This is a genomic window from Desulfobacula phenolica (assembly GCF_900105645.1).
In the GTDB taxonomy this organism is placed as follows: Bacteria; Desulfobacterota; Desulfobacteria; order Desulfobacterales; family Desulfobacteraceae; genus Desulfobacula; species Desulfobacula toluolica.
In genome coordinates this window covers 4,111-20,698 of the sequence record NZ_FNLL01000019.1, presented here as the reverse complement: position 1 = coordinate 20,698, position 16,588 = coordinate 4,111, and the positions used below count along the sequence as shown (strand labels likewise).

The 16,588-nt window shown below is 38.8% G+C and carries 14 protein-coding genes; 6 read left to right on the top strand and 8 right to left on the bottom strand.

The features are described 5' to 3' along the window. Positions 1–24: 24 nt before the first annotated feature. The 5 genes from BLT94_RS20205 to BLT94_RS20185 all read right to left on the bottom strand — a co-directional run bounded on the left by BLT94_RS20205 (position 25) and on the right by BLT94_RS20185 (position 6,032). On the bottom strand, positions 25–714 hold the full coding sequence (locus BLT94_RS20205; protein ID WP_092238230.1) for an ABC transporter ATP-binding protein: 690 nt from the start codon (positions 712–714) through the stop codon (positions 25–27). Then, a complete protein-coding gene (locus BLT94_RS20200) occupies positions 707–1,930 on the bottom strand; it encodes a lipoprotein-releasing ABC transporter permease subunit (protein WP_092238227.1) in 1,224 nt (407 codons plus the stop codon). Before BLT94_RS20200 ends, BLT94_RS20205 begins: the two co-directional genes overlap by 8 nt. 4 nt (positions 1,931–1,934) lie before the next feature. Next, positions 1,935–3,413: a lysine--tRNA ligase gene (gene lysS / locus BLT94_RS20195; protein ID WP_092238224.1), complete on the bottom strand. Its 1,479-nt coding sequence runs from the start codon at positions 3,411–3,413 to the stop codon at positions 1,935–1,937. A 101-nt stretch (positions 3,414–3,514) separates the two neighbouring features. Then, complete coding sequence (locus tag BLT94_RS20190) at positions 3,515–4,816, bottom strand: two-component system sensor histidine kinase NtrB (RefSeq protein WP_092238220.1); 1,302 nt, start codon at positions 4,814–4,816, stop codon at positions 3,515–3,517. Between the two features lie 4 nt (positions 4,817–4,820). Continuing rightward, positions 4,821–6,032 (bottom strand): type II secretion system F family protein, encoded by a 1,212-nt coding sequence (locus tag BLT94_RS20185; protein WP_092238217.1) that lies wholly within the window; start codon positions 6,030–6,032, stop codon positions 4,821–4,823. Positions 6,033–6,182: 150 nt separating this feature from the next. On the opposite strand from BLT94_RS20185, the gene BLT94_RS20180 reads away from it, so the two are divergent. Continuing rightward, positions 6,183–8,864 carry a CBS domain-containing protein gene (locus tag BLT94_RS20180; RefSeq protein WP_092238214.1) on the top strand — a complete coding sequence of 894 codons (2,682 nt, stop codon included), beginning with the start codon at positions 6,183–6,185 and terminating at the stop codon, positions 8,862–8,864. 54 nt (positions 8,865–8,918) lie between these two features. Then, on the top strand, positions 8,919–9,929 hold the full coding sequence (gene trpS / locus BLT94_RS20175) for a tryptophan--tRNA ligase (RefSeq protein WP_092238210.1): 1,011 nt from the start codon (positions 8,919–8,921) through the stop codon (positions 9,927–9,929). On the opposite strand, the gene BLT94_RS20170 is transcribed toward trpS, so the two are convergent. From BLT94_RS20170 to BLT94_RS20160, 3 genes are all read right to left on the bottom strand, one after another. Next, the gene (locus BLT94_RS20170; protein ID WP_092238208.1) at positions 9,918–10,610 is read right to left on the bottom strand and encodes a pseudouridine synthase; all 693 of its coding nucleotides are present in this window, start codon (positions 10,608–10,610) and stop codon (positions 9,918–9,920) included. The genes trpS and BLT94_RS20170 overlap by 12 nt on opposite strands. A gap of 2 nt (positions 10,611–10,612) precedes the next feature. Continuing rightward, entirely contained in the window at positions 10,613–11,782 is a 1,170-nt protein-coding gene (gene argJ, locus BLT94_RS20165) for a bifunctional glutamate N-acetyltransferase/amino-acid acetyltransferase ArgJ (RefSeq protein WP_092238205.1), read from the bottom strand. A gap of 365 nt (positions 11,783–12,147) precedes the next feature. Continuing rightward, positions 12,148–13,221 carry an integron integrase gene (locus BLT94_RS20160; protein ID WP_092238201.1) on the bottom strand — a complete coding sequence of 358 codons (1,074 nt, stop codon included), beginning with the start codon at positions 13,219–13,221 and terminating at the stop codon, positions 12,148–12,150. A gap of 545 nt (positions 13,222–13,766) precedes the next feature. Between BLT94_RS20160 and BLT94_RS20155 the strand changes: the two genes are divergently transcribed. From BLT94_RS20155 to BLT94_RS20140, 4 genes are all read left to right on the top strand, one after another. Then, a complete protein-coding gene (locus BLT94_RS20155; protein ID WP_092238199.1) occupies positions 13,767–14,531 on the top strand; it encodes a hypothetical protein in 765 nt (254 codons plus the stop codon). Between the two features lie 198 nt (positions 14,532–14,729). Continuing rightward, entirely contained in the window at positions 14,730–14,990 is a 261-nt protein-coding gene (locus BLT94_RS20150) for a toxin HicA (RefSeq protein ID WP_092238196.1), read from the top strand. After that, entirely contained in the window at positions 14,974–15,303 is a 330-nt protein-coding gene (locus BLT94_RS20145; RefSeq protein WP_092238193.1) for a type II toxin-antitoxin system HicB family antitoxin, read from the top strand. Before BLT94_RS20150 ends, BLT94_RS20145 begins: the two co-directional genes overlap by 17 nt. A gap of 184 nt (positions 15,304–15,487) precedes the next feature. After that, complete coding sequence (locus BLT94_RS20140; protein WP_092238191.1) at positions 15,488–16,381, top strand: hypothetical protein; 894 nt, start codon at positions 15,488–15,490, stop codon at positions 16,379–16,381. Positions 16,382–16,588: the final 207 nt, after the last annotated feature.

Here is a 16,588-nt window from a genome sequence, read left to right as displayed (position 1 = left end):
ATTGTCTCTTGTTTTTTATCTTCGTTAAACAGGAATTATTTTTCCATCCATTATGGTAACGGTTCTGTTCATCATCTTGGCAAGTTCATCATTATGGGTTACCACAATAACGGTCATGCCGATCTCTTTATTCAATTCATCAATTAACGCATGGACACTGCGGCTGTTTTTTTGATCAAGGTTCCCGGTTGGTTCATCTGCCAAAAGTATTTTTGGTTTCATAACCAATGCTCTTGCCAGTGCCACCCTTTGCTGTTCCCCTCCTGAAAGATCTTCCACCCTATGTGAAACCCTTGATAAAAGCCCTACCCTTTCAAGCATATTTAAGGCACTTTTTTCAATAGTTTTTTTATTTTTATGGGCAATCAAACCTGGCATCATAACATTTTCCAATGCTGAAAACCCTTGAAGCAAATAATGAAATTGAAATACAAAGCCAAGTTTTGAATTTCTGAAACCGGCAATTTTTTCATCTCCCAATAAAAGCAAATCATTTTCATGGAAAAAAATTTTACCGGAATCAGGCCTGTCAAGGGTGCCGATAATATTCAATACTGTAGACTTGCCAATACCGGATGCCCCAACAATTGCTATGGTTTCACCTTTGTAGATGTTAAAAGAAGATGTATTCAGAATTTCAATTTTTGATGATTTTGAATAAAACCCTTTTGAAACCGATTGAAGAGACATCAATGGTATGGGTGAATTATCCATATCTTAACGCCTCAACCGGATCCATTTTTGACGCTTTATACGCGGGGTACAATGTCGAGAAGAAACAAATAATAATGGCAGAAATCGCGATAACCATGACATCAAGAAATTCAAGCTGCACCGGAAGTGTGGAAAAAGGGTATGCATCCGGCAATTGGATAAAGTCATATCGTTTTAAAATAAAACAAATGGCCACTCCTGACACAGTACCGATACATGTCCCCATAAGCCCGATGATCATGCCTTTGAGAATAAATATTTTTCTGATGGTCTTGTTTGTTGCCCCCATTGCCTTTAACACAGCGATATCCTTTGTTTTTTCCATTACCATCATAATCAGGGCACTGGCAATATTAAACGCTGCAACCAGTATGATCAGCGTCAGAATAATAAACATGGCTGTTTTTTCAAGTTTTAAGGCTGAAAAAAGGCTTTTATTGATTTCCATCCAGTCCCGAAGATAAAAAGGATAAGTTGAAATATCTGAAAGGCTTTCTTTAACCGGTTTGACATTAAATACATCATCAATCCAGATACCAATAGCAGAAATCTTGTTTTTGGCATTGGACAGTTTTTGAGCTTCTTTTAAATGAACATAGGCCAGCGTACTGTCATATTCATACATGCCGGAATCAAATGTTTGTGTTACGGCAAATCGTTTCATCGAGGGAATATGGCCCATGGGAGAAATAAATCCGTTGGGGGTCATGAGAATCACCTTGTCTCCTTTTGTAACTCCGACAAGGTTTGCAAGTTCCCGACCTAAAATTATTCCTGGAAGGTTCCCGTTTTCCGGTTTTGTGCCCAGCAGTTTTTTTAATTGTTCCGGCCCCAATCCTTTTACAAGGCTAAACCCTTTTTCAGGGTCGATTCCCCGAACCATGACACCGGAAAAAGCATTACTTGACCGGATCATGGCCTGGGCAAATAAAATCGGCGTAGAACCTTTAATCTGTTCTCTTTGATCAAGGTCGGTTAATATAGAAGAGTAGGTATCAAACTTTCCTGCGTAATTCATCAAAAGGATATGTGGTTCAACCCCTAATATTCGTTTTCGAAAATCAGTTTCAGCACCACTCATAACGGCAATAACGACAACAAGTGCCATCACACCGACGGTAACACCTGCCACGGAAAGAAATGTAATCAGGGAAATAAACCCTTCTTTTCTTTTTGCTTTAAGGTATTTACCGGCTATGAATAATTCAAAAGTCATCTAATCAGGCATTCTTTTTCATATGAGGAAAAAGAATGACCTCTCGAATAGAGGCGGAATCGGTCAGCAGCATCACAAGCCTGTCGATACCAATGCCTTCTCCTGCAGTTGGCGGCATACCATACTCAAGTGCTTCCACATATTCGGAATCCATTATATGGGCTTCTGAATTTCCTTCATCTCTTTGTTGTACCTGCATTAAAAAGCGGCTATGCTGATCTTCGGGGTCATTGATTTCAGAAAATCCATTGGCAATTTCCCGACCCGCAATAAACAATTCAAACCGGTCAGTCAATTCAGGATTGTCCTCGCTTTTTCTGGATAAGGGAGAAACTTCCACAGGGTATCCGGTGATAAATGTGGGCTGGATTAACTTGGGTTCAACCAAAATATCAAACAGTTTTGTTAAAATTTTACCATGCCGGTCTTTTTTTGTAATCTGTATGTTGTTTTCCTGCGCAAAGTTAAGCAACGCCTGGGTATCCTCTATGATTTCAGGATCAATTCCACCGATTTTCGTAAGTGACTCAATCATTGGAATTCGCTGCCATCCTTTTTTAAAATCAATGGCTTGCCCCTGGTATTCAATTGTTGTTGAACCTGACACCTGCTGTGCAATGGATTCAAACATCTCTTCAGTCATATCCATTAACTGTTCATAGTCTGCATAGGCCTGATAAAACTCAACCATTGTAAATTCAGGATTGTGTCGGGTTGAAACTCCTTCGTTTCTGAAGTTCCTGTTAATTTCAAAGACCTTTTCAAATCCGCCGACAACCAGTCGTTTCAGGTATAATTCAGGAGCAATTCTCAAAAACAGCTCCATTCCAAGTGCATTGTGCCATGTTTTAAAAGGAGTGGCTTCAGCGCCACCGGCTAACGGCTGCATCATGGGTGTTTCAACTTCCATGAACCCTTTTTCTTCAAAAAATCGTCTCATGGAAGCGACAATCTGGCTTCTTTTTATGAAAATCTGCCGGGTGTCCTCGTTCATTACAAGATCAAGATATCGCTGGCGGTATCGCTTTTCAGGGTCTTTTATCCCGTGAAATTTTTCCGGCAACGGTCTTACCGCCTTGGATAACAACCTGAATTCATCAGCCAGAAGGGTCCACTCACCGGTTCGTGTTTTAAACAAAGGACCTTTAACGCCAATAAAGTCACCAATATCAAGCTTCTTAAACAGAGAATAGGTTTCATCCCCTACCCTGTTTTGTTGTAAATAGACCTGGAGTTGATCAGATCCGTCTTTAAATCGGATAAAAGATGATTTTCCCATTTTATTAATGGCCATCATTCTTCCTGCCATATAAAATTGATCACCTTTTTCACCTAAAGAGTCAGGGTTTTCTTCAGTGATTTTTTTAAGTGCATTGATGGAACATGATGGTTTAAAATCATTTGGGTAAAGATTAATTCCATTATCTTTCAATTCATTGATTTTTTCTTTTCGAAGTTGTATCAGCTTACTTTGTTTGTCCATAAATAGTTACTTTCATATTCTTAAGTGCATTTTGCAAGTCGTTTGATTTTAATAAAAGAAAGAATAAATAGCCTAGTTTGCATAAAATTGTCAAGATTTTGTTATTTGCCTTTTGAGGCAACTCCATTAAAAAAAATATTAAAAACCGTACCTTTTCCAGGTGTTGATTCAAAGTCAATCACACCATCGTAGGTATCAATCAGCCTGTGGATAATAGAAAGACCAAGACCGGTTCCATCGGGTTTGGTTGTATAAAAAGGATCAAAAATATCACGGCCGTCTTTTTGACTAATCCCGATACCCGTATCTTCAATAATCAAATAAACCCGGTTGGTTATTGAAGATCTGAGTTGAATTTTAATCTCTCCCGGACCGTTTATGGATTGTGCGGCATTTTTTAATAAATTCCATAGAATCTGGGTAAAATGCAATGGATCAATAAACACACTGGCATCTTTATTCAACTTCATAGTAAGATTGATATTTTCATTTCGTTCAGGATCATTTAAAAAAAGCGCAACCGTCTCTTCAATTATTTGTGCCATTTTAATCACACAGGCATTGTCTGTACGGGGATTTGCAAACAAACGGATATTATTGACAATATTTTTAAGCCGATCTGTTTCCCGTAAAATTATCTGCATCAGCCGATCTTCATAAGAACCGGGTTTTGTATCTTCCTGAAGTAATTGAATAGATCCTGATAAAGACGCTAAAGGATTTTTGACCTCATGAGCTATGCCTGAAATCATTTCATCCATGGCAGCCATTTTTTCAACCCGTTTCAAGTGTTCCCTTACCATTTTTAAATCCTGTTTAGCCCCTTTTAACTGACGCGCCAAAAGGCCGCTTAAGATTGCCACGGCAAAACAAGCCATGATGATGATGATAATTCTATAAATAATGTAACTTTCATCAATCGTACCGGAAAGATACAACTGACCCATAAAGGGCGTGATGATTTTATAGTATTCCAGTTCAACCAATATGCCGTATTGAAGACATGAAATTGTGGCAATAATCAAGCTGCCTTTTTGAAGCAGCAACATGGAAGTGTAGATAATAACAACCAGGTAAAGAAAGGTGAAAATACTGTCATAACTGCCGGTAACAAAAATAATGGCGGTGACGATAAACGTATCCGTAATTGTTTGAAAATACGCCAGAAAAAGTTTGTTTTTAAATTTATTTAACCAGATAAGATAAAGGATTGAAAGAACCAGAATGGCTGCTGCAATATTATATAAGGTTAAAAATGGCTGTGAAAAAAAAGACAAGTGTTCTCCTGATGAAAAAACAAGGCAGGAGACAATCAAAATAACGGCAAAAATGACCCTTGACAGAATGATCCATTTGATTTGAAGAGATAAATTTGCCGATTCTTTAACAGAATTGTCTTTCATATTTCTATGAAATTGCACCCGCCATGGTAAAAATAGGCAGATACATTGAAATAACAAGTCCGCCAATCACCACTCCAAGAAAAACGAGCATAAATGGCTCTATCATATCCGTCAGATTTTTAACGGCCTGGTCCACTTCATCATCGTAAAAATCAGCAATTTTTTCCATCATTGTATCCAGCGCACCTGTTGATTCTCCAACAGCGATCATTGAACAGACCATGGAAGGAAAAACACCGGATTCAAGCAATGGGTCAGCCATTGACCGGCCTTCTGCAATTCCTGCTTTAACGTCCTGGATTGCAAATTCCACGATTTTATTTCCGGATGTTTTGGCCACAATTTCAAGTACCTCAAGAATTGATACCCCGCTTGAAAGCATTGTACTGGTCGTTCTGGTAAATTTTGCCACAGCAACTTTGCGTATCAGAACACCAATGACAGGGAGTCTCAAAAACAGGTCATCCATTAAAATTCGGCCTTTCTTATTGGCATAGGTCCGTTTGAAAAAAAACAAGAAAGCAATTATTCCTCCAATGATATATCCGATATTGCCAATGACAAATTCACTCATGGCTATCACCAATAAAGTCGGTGCAGGTAATGTTGCACCAAAATCGGCAAACATGGCAGAAAAAACTGGAATTACAAACACAAGGATAACCGCAACAACTATAGCTGCCACAATAAGAGTTATAATCGGATAGGTCATAGCGCCCTTGACCTGTCGCTTTAACTTGGCCATTTTTTCCATATAGGCAGACAGTCTCTTCAAAATAACATCAAGTATACCACCGGCCTCACCGGCTGCAACCATATTGATGAACAGCTCATTAAATACTTTTGGGAATTTTTTCAAAGCATCTGCAAAAGTTTCACCAGATTCAACAGAGCCTTTGATTTTTTTTAAGTTTTTTTTAAACGTTGGATTTTCCTGTTGTGACTGGAGAATATCAAGGCATTGAAGAAGCGGCAACCCGGCATCAATCATTGTGGAAAACTGTCTGGAAAATATAATGACGTCACTTTCTTTAACTTTGGGTTGAAGAAATCCTATATTCTCGAAAATATCTTTTGGTTTTTTTTTGACTTTGGTCGGGGTGATCTTTCGTCTTTTGAGGCTTTGTTCTACTTGTTCCGAAGTTTCCGCCTCCATTTCTCCCTTAACTTTTCTTCCTTTGGGGTTTTTCCCCTTCCATTCAAACACAGTTGCCATCATCAATCCTTATTGTCATGTTTCAAATTAAGACCACCGTTATAAAATTAAATATACCAAAAATTAAATGTATCAGGATCAGATCATTTGTAAAATCAAAATAGATATACTATATAAATTTTATTAATTGATTACAACAGGAGTTATTTTTTGAGCAAAAAAAACAAAACCATTACAGCAGAAACGATTATCACAAGTCATATTAATGCGGATTTTGATGCCATCGCTTCAATGCTGGCGGCTCAAAAATTGTATCCAAATTCAATTATTGTTTTTCCAGGTTCCCAGGAAAAAAATTTACGGGACTTTTTTATCAGTTCCACAAGTTACCTGTTTAACATGGCAGACCCAGGTTCCATCGATTTTTCTCAAACCTTAAGGCTTGTAATTGTTGATACAAGACAAACAAGCAGACTGCCCCAGGTATCTGATTTGCTAAGCAAAAAAGATATTAAAATAGATATCTATGATCACCATCCCGCCATGGAGGGCGATTTAAAAGGTTCTGTGGAAATCACCCGGCAAACAGGTGCAACAATAACCATATTATGTTCACTATTACAGGAAAAAAAAATTTTCCCCACCCCTGAAGAAGCAACGATTATGGCCTTAGGCATATATGAGGATACCGGATTGTTTACCTACTCTTCAACAACCAAAGCTGATTTTGAACAGGCTGCCTTTCTTTTATCATGTGGTGCAAGCCTCAGTACCATTGCCGGTTTTGTGGTCAAGGAAATCAAATCCGAACAAGTGACATGGTTAAATGAATTGTTAAATGAAATGACCATTCACAGGATAAACGGGGTTGATATCCATATGTCCGTCATTTCTTCTTCCACATACATTACGGATCTGGCGACAATTGTTCAAAAAATTGTCAGGATGGAGAATCTTGATATCTTCTTTGCTATTGTTTTAATGGGCAATAAAATACATATCATTGCAAGGAATTTGATTCCCGAAGTTGATGTCGGCAAAATACTTTCGGAATTTGGCGGCGGCGGTCATCCTTCTGCCGCTTCTGCAAAAGTTGAAAATCGCACCTTGGCACAGGTTGAAATGATGCTCATCGAACGTCTTCAAAAACAAGTAAAGCAGATTCAAATTGTAAAAAATATGATGACCTCGCCTGCCATAACCATTGAGCCTCTTGTTACCTGTAAAACAGCCGGCAGCCTGATGACACGATACAACATCAATACCCTGCTGGTTGTCGATAAACAAAAAAATTCTTATGAAGGATATATTACCCGGCAGATCATAGAAAAGATATTATACCATAAGCTGTCCCATCTTCCGGTGAAAGAGTATATGAACTCCGAAGTCAGCTCTATTTCTTCCGATGCCGATGTCTCCCAGATTGAAAATATTATTGTTGAAGGAAAGCACAGGATTCTTCCTGTTATTGACGATGGATTTATCAAAGGGGTTATTACCCGAACGGATCTGTTAAACTACCTGGTTCAGCACAGCAAAGAAATCAAAAGGAGTGAAACCGAACTGGGGATAAAGAAAAATGCCAAGAAAAGACAGATTGAAAATATTTTGTATCAACGACTGGACAACCGTATAAAACAACTTTTACAAAATATCGGTAAAACCGGCAATGAACTTGGGTTCAATATGTTTGTTGTCGGAGGCTTTGTCAGGGATCTGTTGTTGAGCAGACAAATTGATGATATCGATATTGTTGTTGAAGGAGATGGTATTGAATTTGCCAAAACATACGCAAAAAAAGAAGGCTGCAGAATCAATACCTATAAAAAATTTGGTACAGCCGTCATTATTTATCCGGATAATTTTAAAATTGATGTGGCCTCTGCCAGGCTGGAATATTATAAAACACCGGCAGCATTGCCCATTGTAGAGAAAAGCTCCATAAAACTTGACCTTGCACGAAGAGATTTCACCATCAATACCCTGGCCATAAGTCTCAACCCTGATAATTTCGGGACAATGATCGACTATTTCGGTGCCAACAGGGATCTGAAAGATAAAACCATAAGAACCATACACAATTTGAGCTTTGTTGAAGACCCCACCCGTATTTTCAGGGCTATTAAATTTTCAAACCGGTTTGGGTTTAAAATAGGGAAAGTCACATCAAATTTAATTAAAAATGCAATTACCATTGATTGCTTTAAAAATTTAAGCGGTCTTCGGGTATTATCCGAATTAAAGCAGATCTTTGAAGAGGAAAACCCGATTCCCGCCATTAAAACCATGGAAAGCTACGGCCTTGAAAAGGTTCTTCATAAAGACCTGACCCTTATCCCAAATACATATCAACTGCTGGAGTCGGTGAATAAAATACTGTCCTGGCATGATCTTCTTTATATGGATGAACCATACCCAAGATGGGCGGTTTATTTTATGGCGATGTTGAACCGGTGTTCGTATAAAGTATGTGAACAAATATGCACACGGCTCAACGTACCGTTAAGAGAACGCGGCATTCTTCTGGAAAAAAGATACAAGGCTGAAAAGCAGCTCAATCTTATAGAAAGTTCATCAACTTATACGAAACAGGAGTTGTACTGGACTCTCATTAATTTTAAGACAGAATACATTTTATATATGATGGCCCTGGTAAAAGATGAAGAAATAAAAAAAGCCATCTCAAATTTCTATACGCATCAAAGAGGAATAAAACCTTATATAAAGGGCAGGGATTTATTGAAACTCGGTTTAAAACCCGGTCCTGTTTTCAGTGCCATAATCAAACAGGTATTAAATGCCAAACTGGACGGGCAATTAAAAACAAGAAAAGAAGAAATCCAGTTTGCCGCAGCATATGCTGAAAAAACAAATTTATTGATTAAATCATAGCTTTTTGTTACTTCCCTTTCATTTTAAAATAATTTATTTCAGGAATAATTGAACATGAAAAATGCAGATTTTTTAACCGGGATCACACCCAGCGGAACCCCCCACCTCGGTAATTATGTCGGTGCCATACGACCGGCTGTTGAAACCAGTAAAAACAAGGATCTTGAATCCTATTATTTTCTTGCTGATTACCATTCTTTGATAAAAAATTATGACCCGAAATTGAGAAAACAATCCGCACTTGAAATTGCAGCTGCATGGATCGCTCTGGGCCTGGATTATAACCATTGTGTTTTCTACCGGCAGTCGGATATTCCTGAAATACCGGAATTGACCTGGATTCTCACCAGCCTTACCGCCAAGGGATTAATGAACCGTGCCCATGCTTATAAGGCTGCGGTTGCAGAAAATGAAGAACAAGAAAATAAGGATCCGGATAAAGGCATTACCATGGGACTTTTTTCATATCCGGTTCTCATGGCTGCCGATATTCTCATGTTTAACGCCAAAAAAGTACCCGTGGGCAAGGACCAGATCCAGCATCTTGAAATGACAAGAGATATTGCTGCCAGATTTAACCATGTTTATAAAAAACTGTTTATCCTTCCCGAAGTGGTCGTGGATGAAACATCTTCGGTTCTCTCAGGTCTTGACGGCCGCAAGATGAGTAAAAGCTATAACAATTATATTCCGCTGTTTGATACGCAAAAACGACTTAGAAAAATGATCATGAAAATTCAAACCAATTCCCTGGGTCCGGATGAGCCCAAAGACCCGGATACCTGCACCCTTTTTTCAATCTACAAGGCATTTGCATCTGAATCCGAAACCCTGGAAATTGCAGAACGCTACAGACAGGGAATCGCATGGGGAACCATGAAACAGGAATTGTTCGAATATATTGACAATATCTTAACAGAACCCAGAAAGCAGTATGAAGAACTGATAAAAAATCCATCGGATATTGATGCCATACTTAAAAAGGGTGCAATGAAAGCAAGAGAATTTTCCGTCCCCTTTCTTGAAAAAATAAGAAAGGCCATCGGAATTGAGTCATTGAGTTAACTGCTTGATTTCTTGTTGGGTCAAGTAGCGCCATTTTCCTTCTTTTAAATTTCCAAGGTTGATATTTGCCATGCGGATTCGCTGTAAAATATCAACCTTGTTCCCGGTTTTGCCCACCATTTTTCTAATCTGGCGGTTTCGTCCCTGTTTCAATACAATACTGAATTTATTTTTTGAAAGACGCTTAACCTTTGCCCGCCTGGTTTTAAGTTTATCAATCACCATCCCCTGGGCCATATGGGTTAAGTCAGCATCGGATATTGAGTGACCAGTGGTGACAACATACTCTTTTTCATGATTATAAGACGGATGGGATAATTTATTGTGAAGCTCTCCGTCATTGGTGAGCAGCACCAATCCCTTGGAATCTTTATCCAGCCGACCCACAGGATAGACCCGCTCATCAATATTGATCAGATCAAGAATGATTTTTGTTTTCTGCTGTGAACAGGATGTAACAACCCCTTCCGGTTTGTTCACAGCAATATAAATTTTTGAAACATGCTGTTTTAAAACCACTTTTTTATTGTCAAAAAACACCTGGTCTTGTTCAGAATCAACCTTTGTTCCAAGTTCTGTGACCACCTGATGGTTTACTTTTACATGACCCTGTAATATGTATTCTTCAGCTTTCCTCCTGGAACAAACCCCTGCATGGGCCAGATATTTTTGAAGCCGCATGGTTAAGACCTGTAATCTGCATTAATCTTTACATAATCTTCACTAAAGTCGCAAAACAGGAAACTGTCGGTCTCTTGCCCGAGGTTCAGATCCAGGGTAATGGTAATTTCACTGTTTTTCATGATTTGAGCGGTCTTTTTTTCAGCTTCGGTTCCCTGCCAGTCGCCCTTTAGAACCAGGGCCTGGTCATCAAAATAAAGATCAATTTTTTCAGGAACAACATGGGCACCGGAACGACCGACCGCAGCAGTGATCCTTCCCCAGTTGGGATCTTCACCGTAAATCGCCGTCTTGACCAGATTGGAATGGGCAATGGCTTCAGCAGCCTTGAATGCATCCTTTTTTGTCTGGGCACCTTTAATAATGATCTGGGCAAGCTTGGTGGCACCCTCCCCGTCTTTGACCACCATTTTGGCAAGTTCAAAACAGACGTCATCCAACATGTCCTGAAAGATTTTTTTAGACCCGGCATCATTTATTTGTGCTTCTGAAGTACCGCTTGCCATGGCCATCAGCGTATCATTGGTGCTGGTATCCCCATCAACGGTAATCCGGTTAAAAGATTTTTCATTGGCGGCACTCAGGCATTTGTTTAAATCATCTGCTGAAATACAGATATCCGTACAGATATACGCCAGCATGGTTGCCATATCAGGTCGGATCATACCGGATCCTTTTGCAATCCCCATGATTGAAAATTTTTTATTGTCTATTGTAGCGCTTCTATTCACAATTTTCCGGCAGGTGTCGGTTGTAAGGATGGCATCGGCAAACTGGTCCACATTATCTTCGGAAAGCTGTTGTACAACATCTGGAACACCGGTTTTAAATTTATCCATTGGCAAATTAGCACCAATCACACCGGTTGAAGACACCAACACATGATCTTCTTCAATATCAAGGCAATCTGCGACCATTTTTGAACAGGCACGGGCATCTTCAATTCCCTGGTTTCCCGTAAAGCAGTTGGCATTGCCGCTGTTTGCAAGGACTGCACGGCAGACACCGATTTTAATTTTTTCTTTTCCCAGAATTACCGGTGCGGCAATAACTTTATTCCGTGTAAACAAAGCTGCTGCAACAGAAGGTTTTTCACAATATATCAGCCCCAAGTCTTTTTGATCATTTTTTTTTATCCCGGCATGAATACCGGCAAATTTAAAGCCTTTCATAAAACTTACTCCTAAAAAACAAAAAAAATTGAGCCTGTATTATACGTTGCGGTTTGATTTGTGTAAATGCTTTAAGGCAAAGAAAAACCGATTCCCAGTGTTGTATTCCTACTGGCCTAATTCATATTTTTTTTAAAAAACTAGGGGTTTTTACCTATTGATTTTCTGAAAAACCCCTTATATAGTACAAAACTGTCTATTTACTCTTTGATGCCGCTGATAGCAATTAAGTAATCGAAGGGGCGGAGCTATATCTCCTATAAGCCTGTCCGCAACATTTTTTTACACAATAAATCAGACACAAAGTTCATATCAAATGAAAATTCATGCATTGACTCTTATTGCTTTTATACCAAGACCTGCCTTCATAAATCCAGACCTTCAAGAGGGCTGCTGATACGGGAGATATCCTTGTCCATCACATGGGTATATCGCTCTGTAGTCTTGACATCTGCATGGCCCATGATTTCCTGCAACACGCGGATGTTGATTCCGTTCTCCAGCATGGTGGTGGCAAAGCTGTGGCGCAATGTATGGCAGGTGACACGTTTGTCAATGCCGGCCATTCCTGATGCCCTCTTTACCGCCTTTTGAAGACCGGACTCCATGACGTGATGTCTTCTTTCTTGACCTGATCGGGGATCTATGGAGCGTTTTTTCGATGGGAAAACGTATTGCCACTGGGTTTCCATGGCAGCCTTTTTATATTTTCGGCCTAAAGCCTCTGGAATGTATACTTCACCGAATCCCTGTTCAAGATCGCATTGATGCAAAGCCTTGACATTTTTAATATGGGTTTGCAGTTCAGAAAGAATTGGGTCGGCCAGAATAGTACTTCGCCACTTGTTTCCCTTGCCGAGTACATGAATTCTCTTCCGGTCAAAATCAAAGTCCTTGATCCTCAGGCGAACACATTCCATAAGCCGCAGCCCTGAACCATACAGGATCTTGGCCATCAAAGCGTGGGTTCCATTTATATGCCTGAATAGTCGGATAATTTCCTCTCTGCCGAGTACTGTAGGCAAGTTGAATTTTTTTTTTGAACGAACCGGCTGAATTTTTCCATCCAGGGGAAGATCCAGTACATCTCGGTAAAGAAAAACAAGGGCGTTTAGGGCTTGACGCTGGGTTGAGGCCGATACCTTTTGAGTGAGCGTTAAATCAGACAGGAAACGTTCGATATCACGGGCATCAAGATCACGAGGATGCGTTTTGGCACCGAAAAAACGGACATAACGTAATATCCACTGAGTATAGGTTTGCTCGGTACGATATGCGTAATGGTGATACCTCAGGACCTCCCGGACCTGATCCATTAATTTTAATTTTGGATTTGGACGGAATTTTGATTTATTTTCCATGATGTGGCTGATAATAGCACAATAAGTGGAAAAAGAGCAGTTAAATATTTTAACAAGACATAATTTTCTATTTTTCATGGCTCAATATCGCGATAAGTGGAAAAATTTAACATCTATTACCGTCAATATTATGGAAAATTTCCACTTATTGACACTGTTGAGAGACCTACCAGCCAGTATGATTGTTGAAATTAATTTTTATCGTTTGTGGAACGTGTCTAATCACTAAACTGAGATCATTGATTTTGTAGTTAATTTAGCGGGGTTATTTCTCAAAGAACTGACCATAGTTCCCTACCCAGCTTCACCAATTTTTAGTCAACAGTTTCAGATAAATTTGCAGGAAAAGCTCTACAGTCTGCAAGCTTCAAAAATTGAGTTTTTCCAAAAGCTTATTTTACAAGACGTTTCGACTTGAAGCAGCAATCATCTGATATATAGGCACATTTACCACTGTAAAGAATTAGAATCCTCGGTCTCCCAACCAGCGGGTGAACCGGACGCCAAGGGTCTCATTTTTTTTAAAGGTTAAAAAACTTTGAAACGATGTGCTTTTATTTAACTTTATTGGAAACCCTTGCCGCCCGTTACCCAACCGTTAAGCCAAAAAGGAAAATACACCCATGATAGACGAATCTAATCCTGCAGGACGATTACATAAAATTTTATCAATGGCCAAACGCCAAGCTGATGGGAAAAAAGTAAGAGAAGTTTGGGCTGAAGCGGTAGGCTTAGAAAATGATGATATGATAGTAACCAAGGGTGTCGTTGCTCTATACACGTTGTCACAAGAGATTCAATCTTTGATAAAAATGAATGAAAGCTTGAATCATGATTTATACCTTTCATCTTTTAATCGCATTGATAAAACTTTTTTCCCTTTGATCTTAAACGCAGAGTGGAAAACCGCAAAAGGGCATCTAACAGACGAGGCAATGACAAGGCTTCAATTTTGCGCTGAAGAATTGACTAAATTTTATTCAGAAGAATCACTTGAAGAAGAAGATCTTCAAGATATCATTGAAATAACTGATAACCTTTTCGACGCATTGAATCAGAGTTCTTTTTCAGACATATTAAGGCTCACACTTTTGGAAGAAGTGCAAAAAGTAAGAAACGCCATCGTTATATATAAAATAAAAGGAGCTAAAGGTTTAAAAGAAGCCCTCCAAGGCACAATTGGAGCTGTTGTTGTTAGCCAAGAAGATTTAAAAATGGAATCAGAACAAAACAAAGAAGTAATTCAAAAGATTGGTCAGTTAATAGATAAGCTAGACGCATTTACTTCTCGTGCATTAAAACTTAAACGGATGTTGACGAAACCTATAAGGTTTTTACTGGAAAAAGTAACTGATTCTGAATGTGAAGAAGAAATAGAAGGGGCTTAACCAGCGGGTGAACCGGACAGCAAGGGTCTCCCTCTTTTTAAAGATTAAAAAAACTTTTAAATGGTGTGCTTTCAATTAACTTTTTTGGAAACCCTTGCTGCCCGTTACCCAAACGTTATCTTTTAGAACCGTATTCCAGTGATGAGGATCGACAAATTTTAAACTTGACATTGATATCAATAGTGGTATCATTTATACATGAAAAGCATAGCTGAAAAACTGAAGCAGTTTAAAAACAGTCCAAAAGATGTCAAGTTTTCAGACTTATGCAAAGTTTGTGATTTTTACTTTGGTGACGCGAGACAATCAGGCTCAAGCCATAGAGTATACAAAACCCCTTGGAGAGGAGACCCTCGTGTTAATATCCAGAACTCTAAAGGAAAAGCGAAGGCCTACCAAGTCAAGCAAGTCCTAAAAGCCATTGAGCGTTTGGAGGTGGAGAATGGCAATAAAAAATGATCACTACACATACCGAGTAACTTGGTCAGCCGATGATGATGAGTATATTGGTCTGTGTGCAGAGTTTCCAAGTTTAAGCTGGTTGGCTGAAACGCCTGAGGCCGCTTTGAAAGGTATCCGAAATTTAGTTGCCGATGTGGTAACGGATATGAAGGGGAATAAAGAAAAAATTCCTGAACCTATCGCTATTAAAAATTATAGCGGTAAATTTATGGTTCGTGTTCCGCCAGATGTTCATCGTACTCTTGCTATCAAAGCAGCAGAAGCTGGTGTAAGTCTAAATCGTCTTGCAAGTTCCAAATTAAGTCACTGACCCGAAAACATAATAATCTGATAAAAATAGAACTGATCAGATAACAGGCGGGTGAACCGGACAGCAAGGGTCTCCTTCTTTTTAAAGGTTGAAAAAACTTTTAAATGATGTGCTTCCAATGAACTTTTTTGGAAACCCTTGCTGCCCGTTACCCAAGCGTTGGGTTTAAAAAAAGAGGCGAAAAATGATTGATATTTGGATAGAATTTATAAAGTGGGGTGATAGCATAGATGTTAAACAAATTATCTGTTTTGCAGCGATTATGTCGGTTGTAGTTGGATTGCTTCATTGCTTGTTTTCTCGCAACCATTTTGAGGCTACTATCAATAATCCAGAATCAGCTGATCAAACTATCACTTATAGAAATAGAAGTAACCCGATTTATCAAATAATTGAAAGTGCTTCTGTTGCTGTAACTGTTTTTGCCGGTATTTTAGCACTATACACAACAATATGCCCAACGAAGGTCTTTGGAGCTTTCTCTGATTTATTACGCCCCCCTACTATTACTCAGTCGGAACCTGTTAGAGAATTTAATGAACATTATTTTACACCACAGATATACCATGGTCGCCTTGAAAAATGGGAATGCTTTGATCTAAAAATAACAAGAAATTTTTATGATCGATATTCCAACGAAGACCCTGTGAAAGTAATACAGCGTCGCCTTCGCTATAAGGATTACCAAGCATTAAAAGAAAAATTACAAAGCGCTGAAAACAAACGAAATCCTGTTATTACCATTTGTGTTGATGATATAGAATTATCGAGTGGTTTTCAAAATAAACTTTTATCTATTTCCAGATACGTAGGTGTTTCAGGAACATCTTCTACAGTTGGACAACTTTACGGTGTTCCAAGTGAGAATGTATTTATCGCAGAAAACGGTAGTGGTACACTTCGATTCCCATATTATAAGAAAAAGGAAAACCGAAATGATTGGTATGAAAAAATAATACCAACCGAAAAAATTTATATAATGTTAAATTTAGGTAATTTTATTCACAGTAATCATCCTTTGGAAACACCACCAGGGGCTGATGTTTATTCTATAATTCTGGAAGCAAGAGAAAAATAAGATAAAAAACCCAACCAGCGGGTGAACCGGACGTCAAGGGTCTCCTTTTTTTAAAGGTTAAAAAAATTTTGAAGCGATGTGTTTTTATTTAACTTTTTTGGCAACCCTTGCCGCCCGTTACCCAAGCGTTAGAAGGAATCAGAAGAAAGCGTTATGAGTTTATTTTTGTGCATATTAAGTGATTCTATCATTTTTATAGCTCTTCAT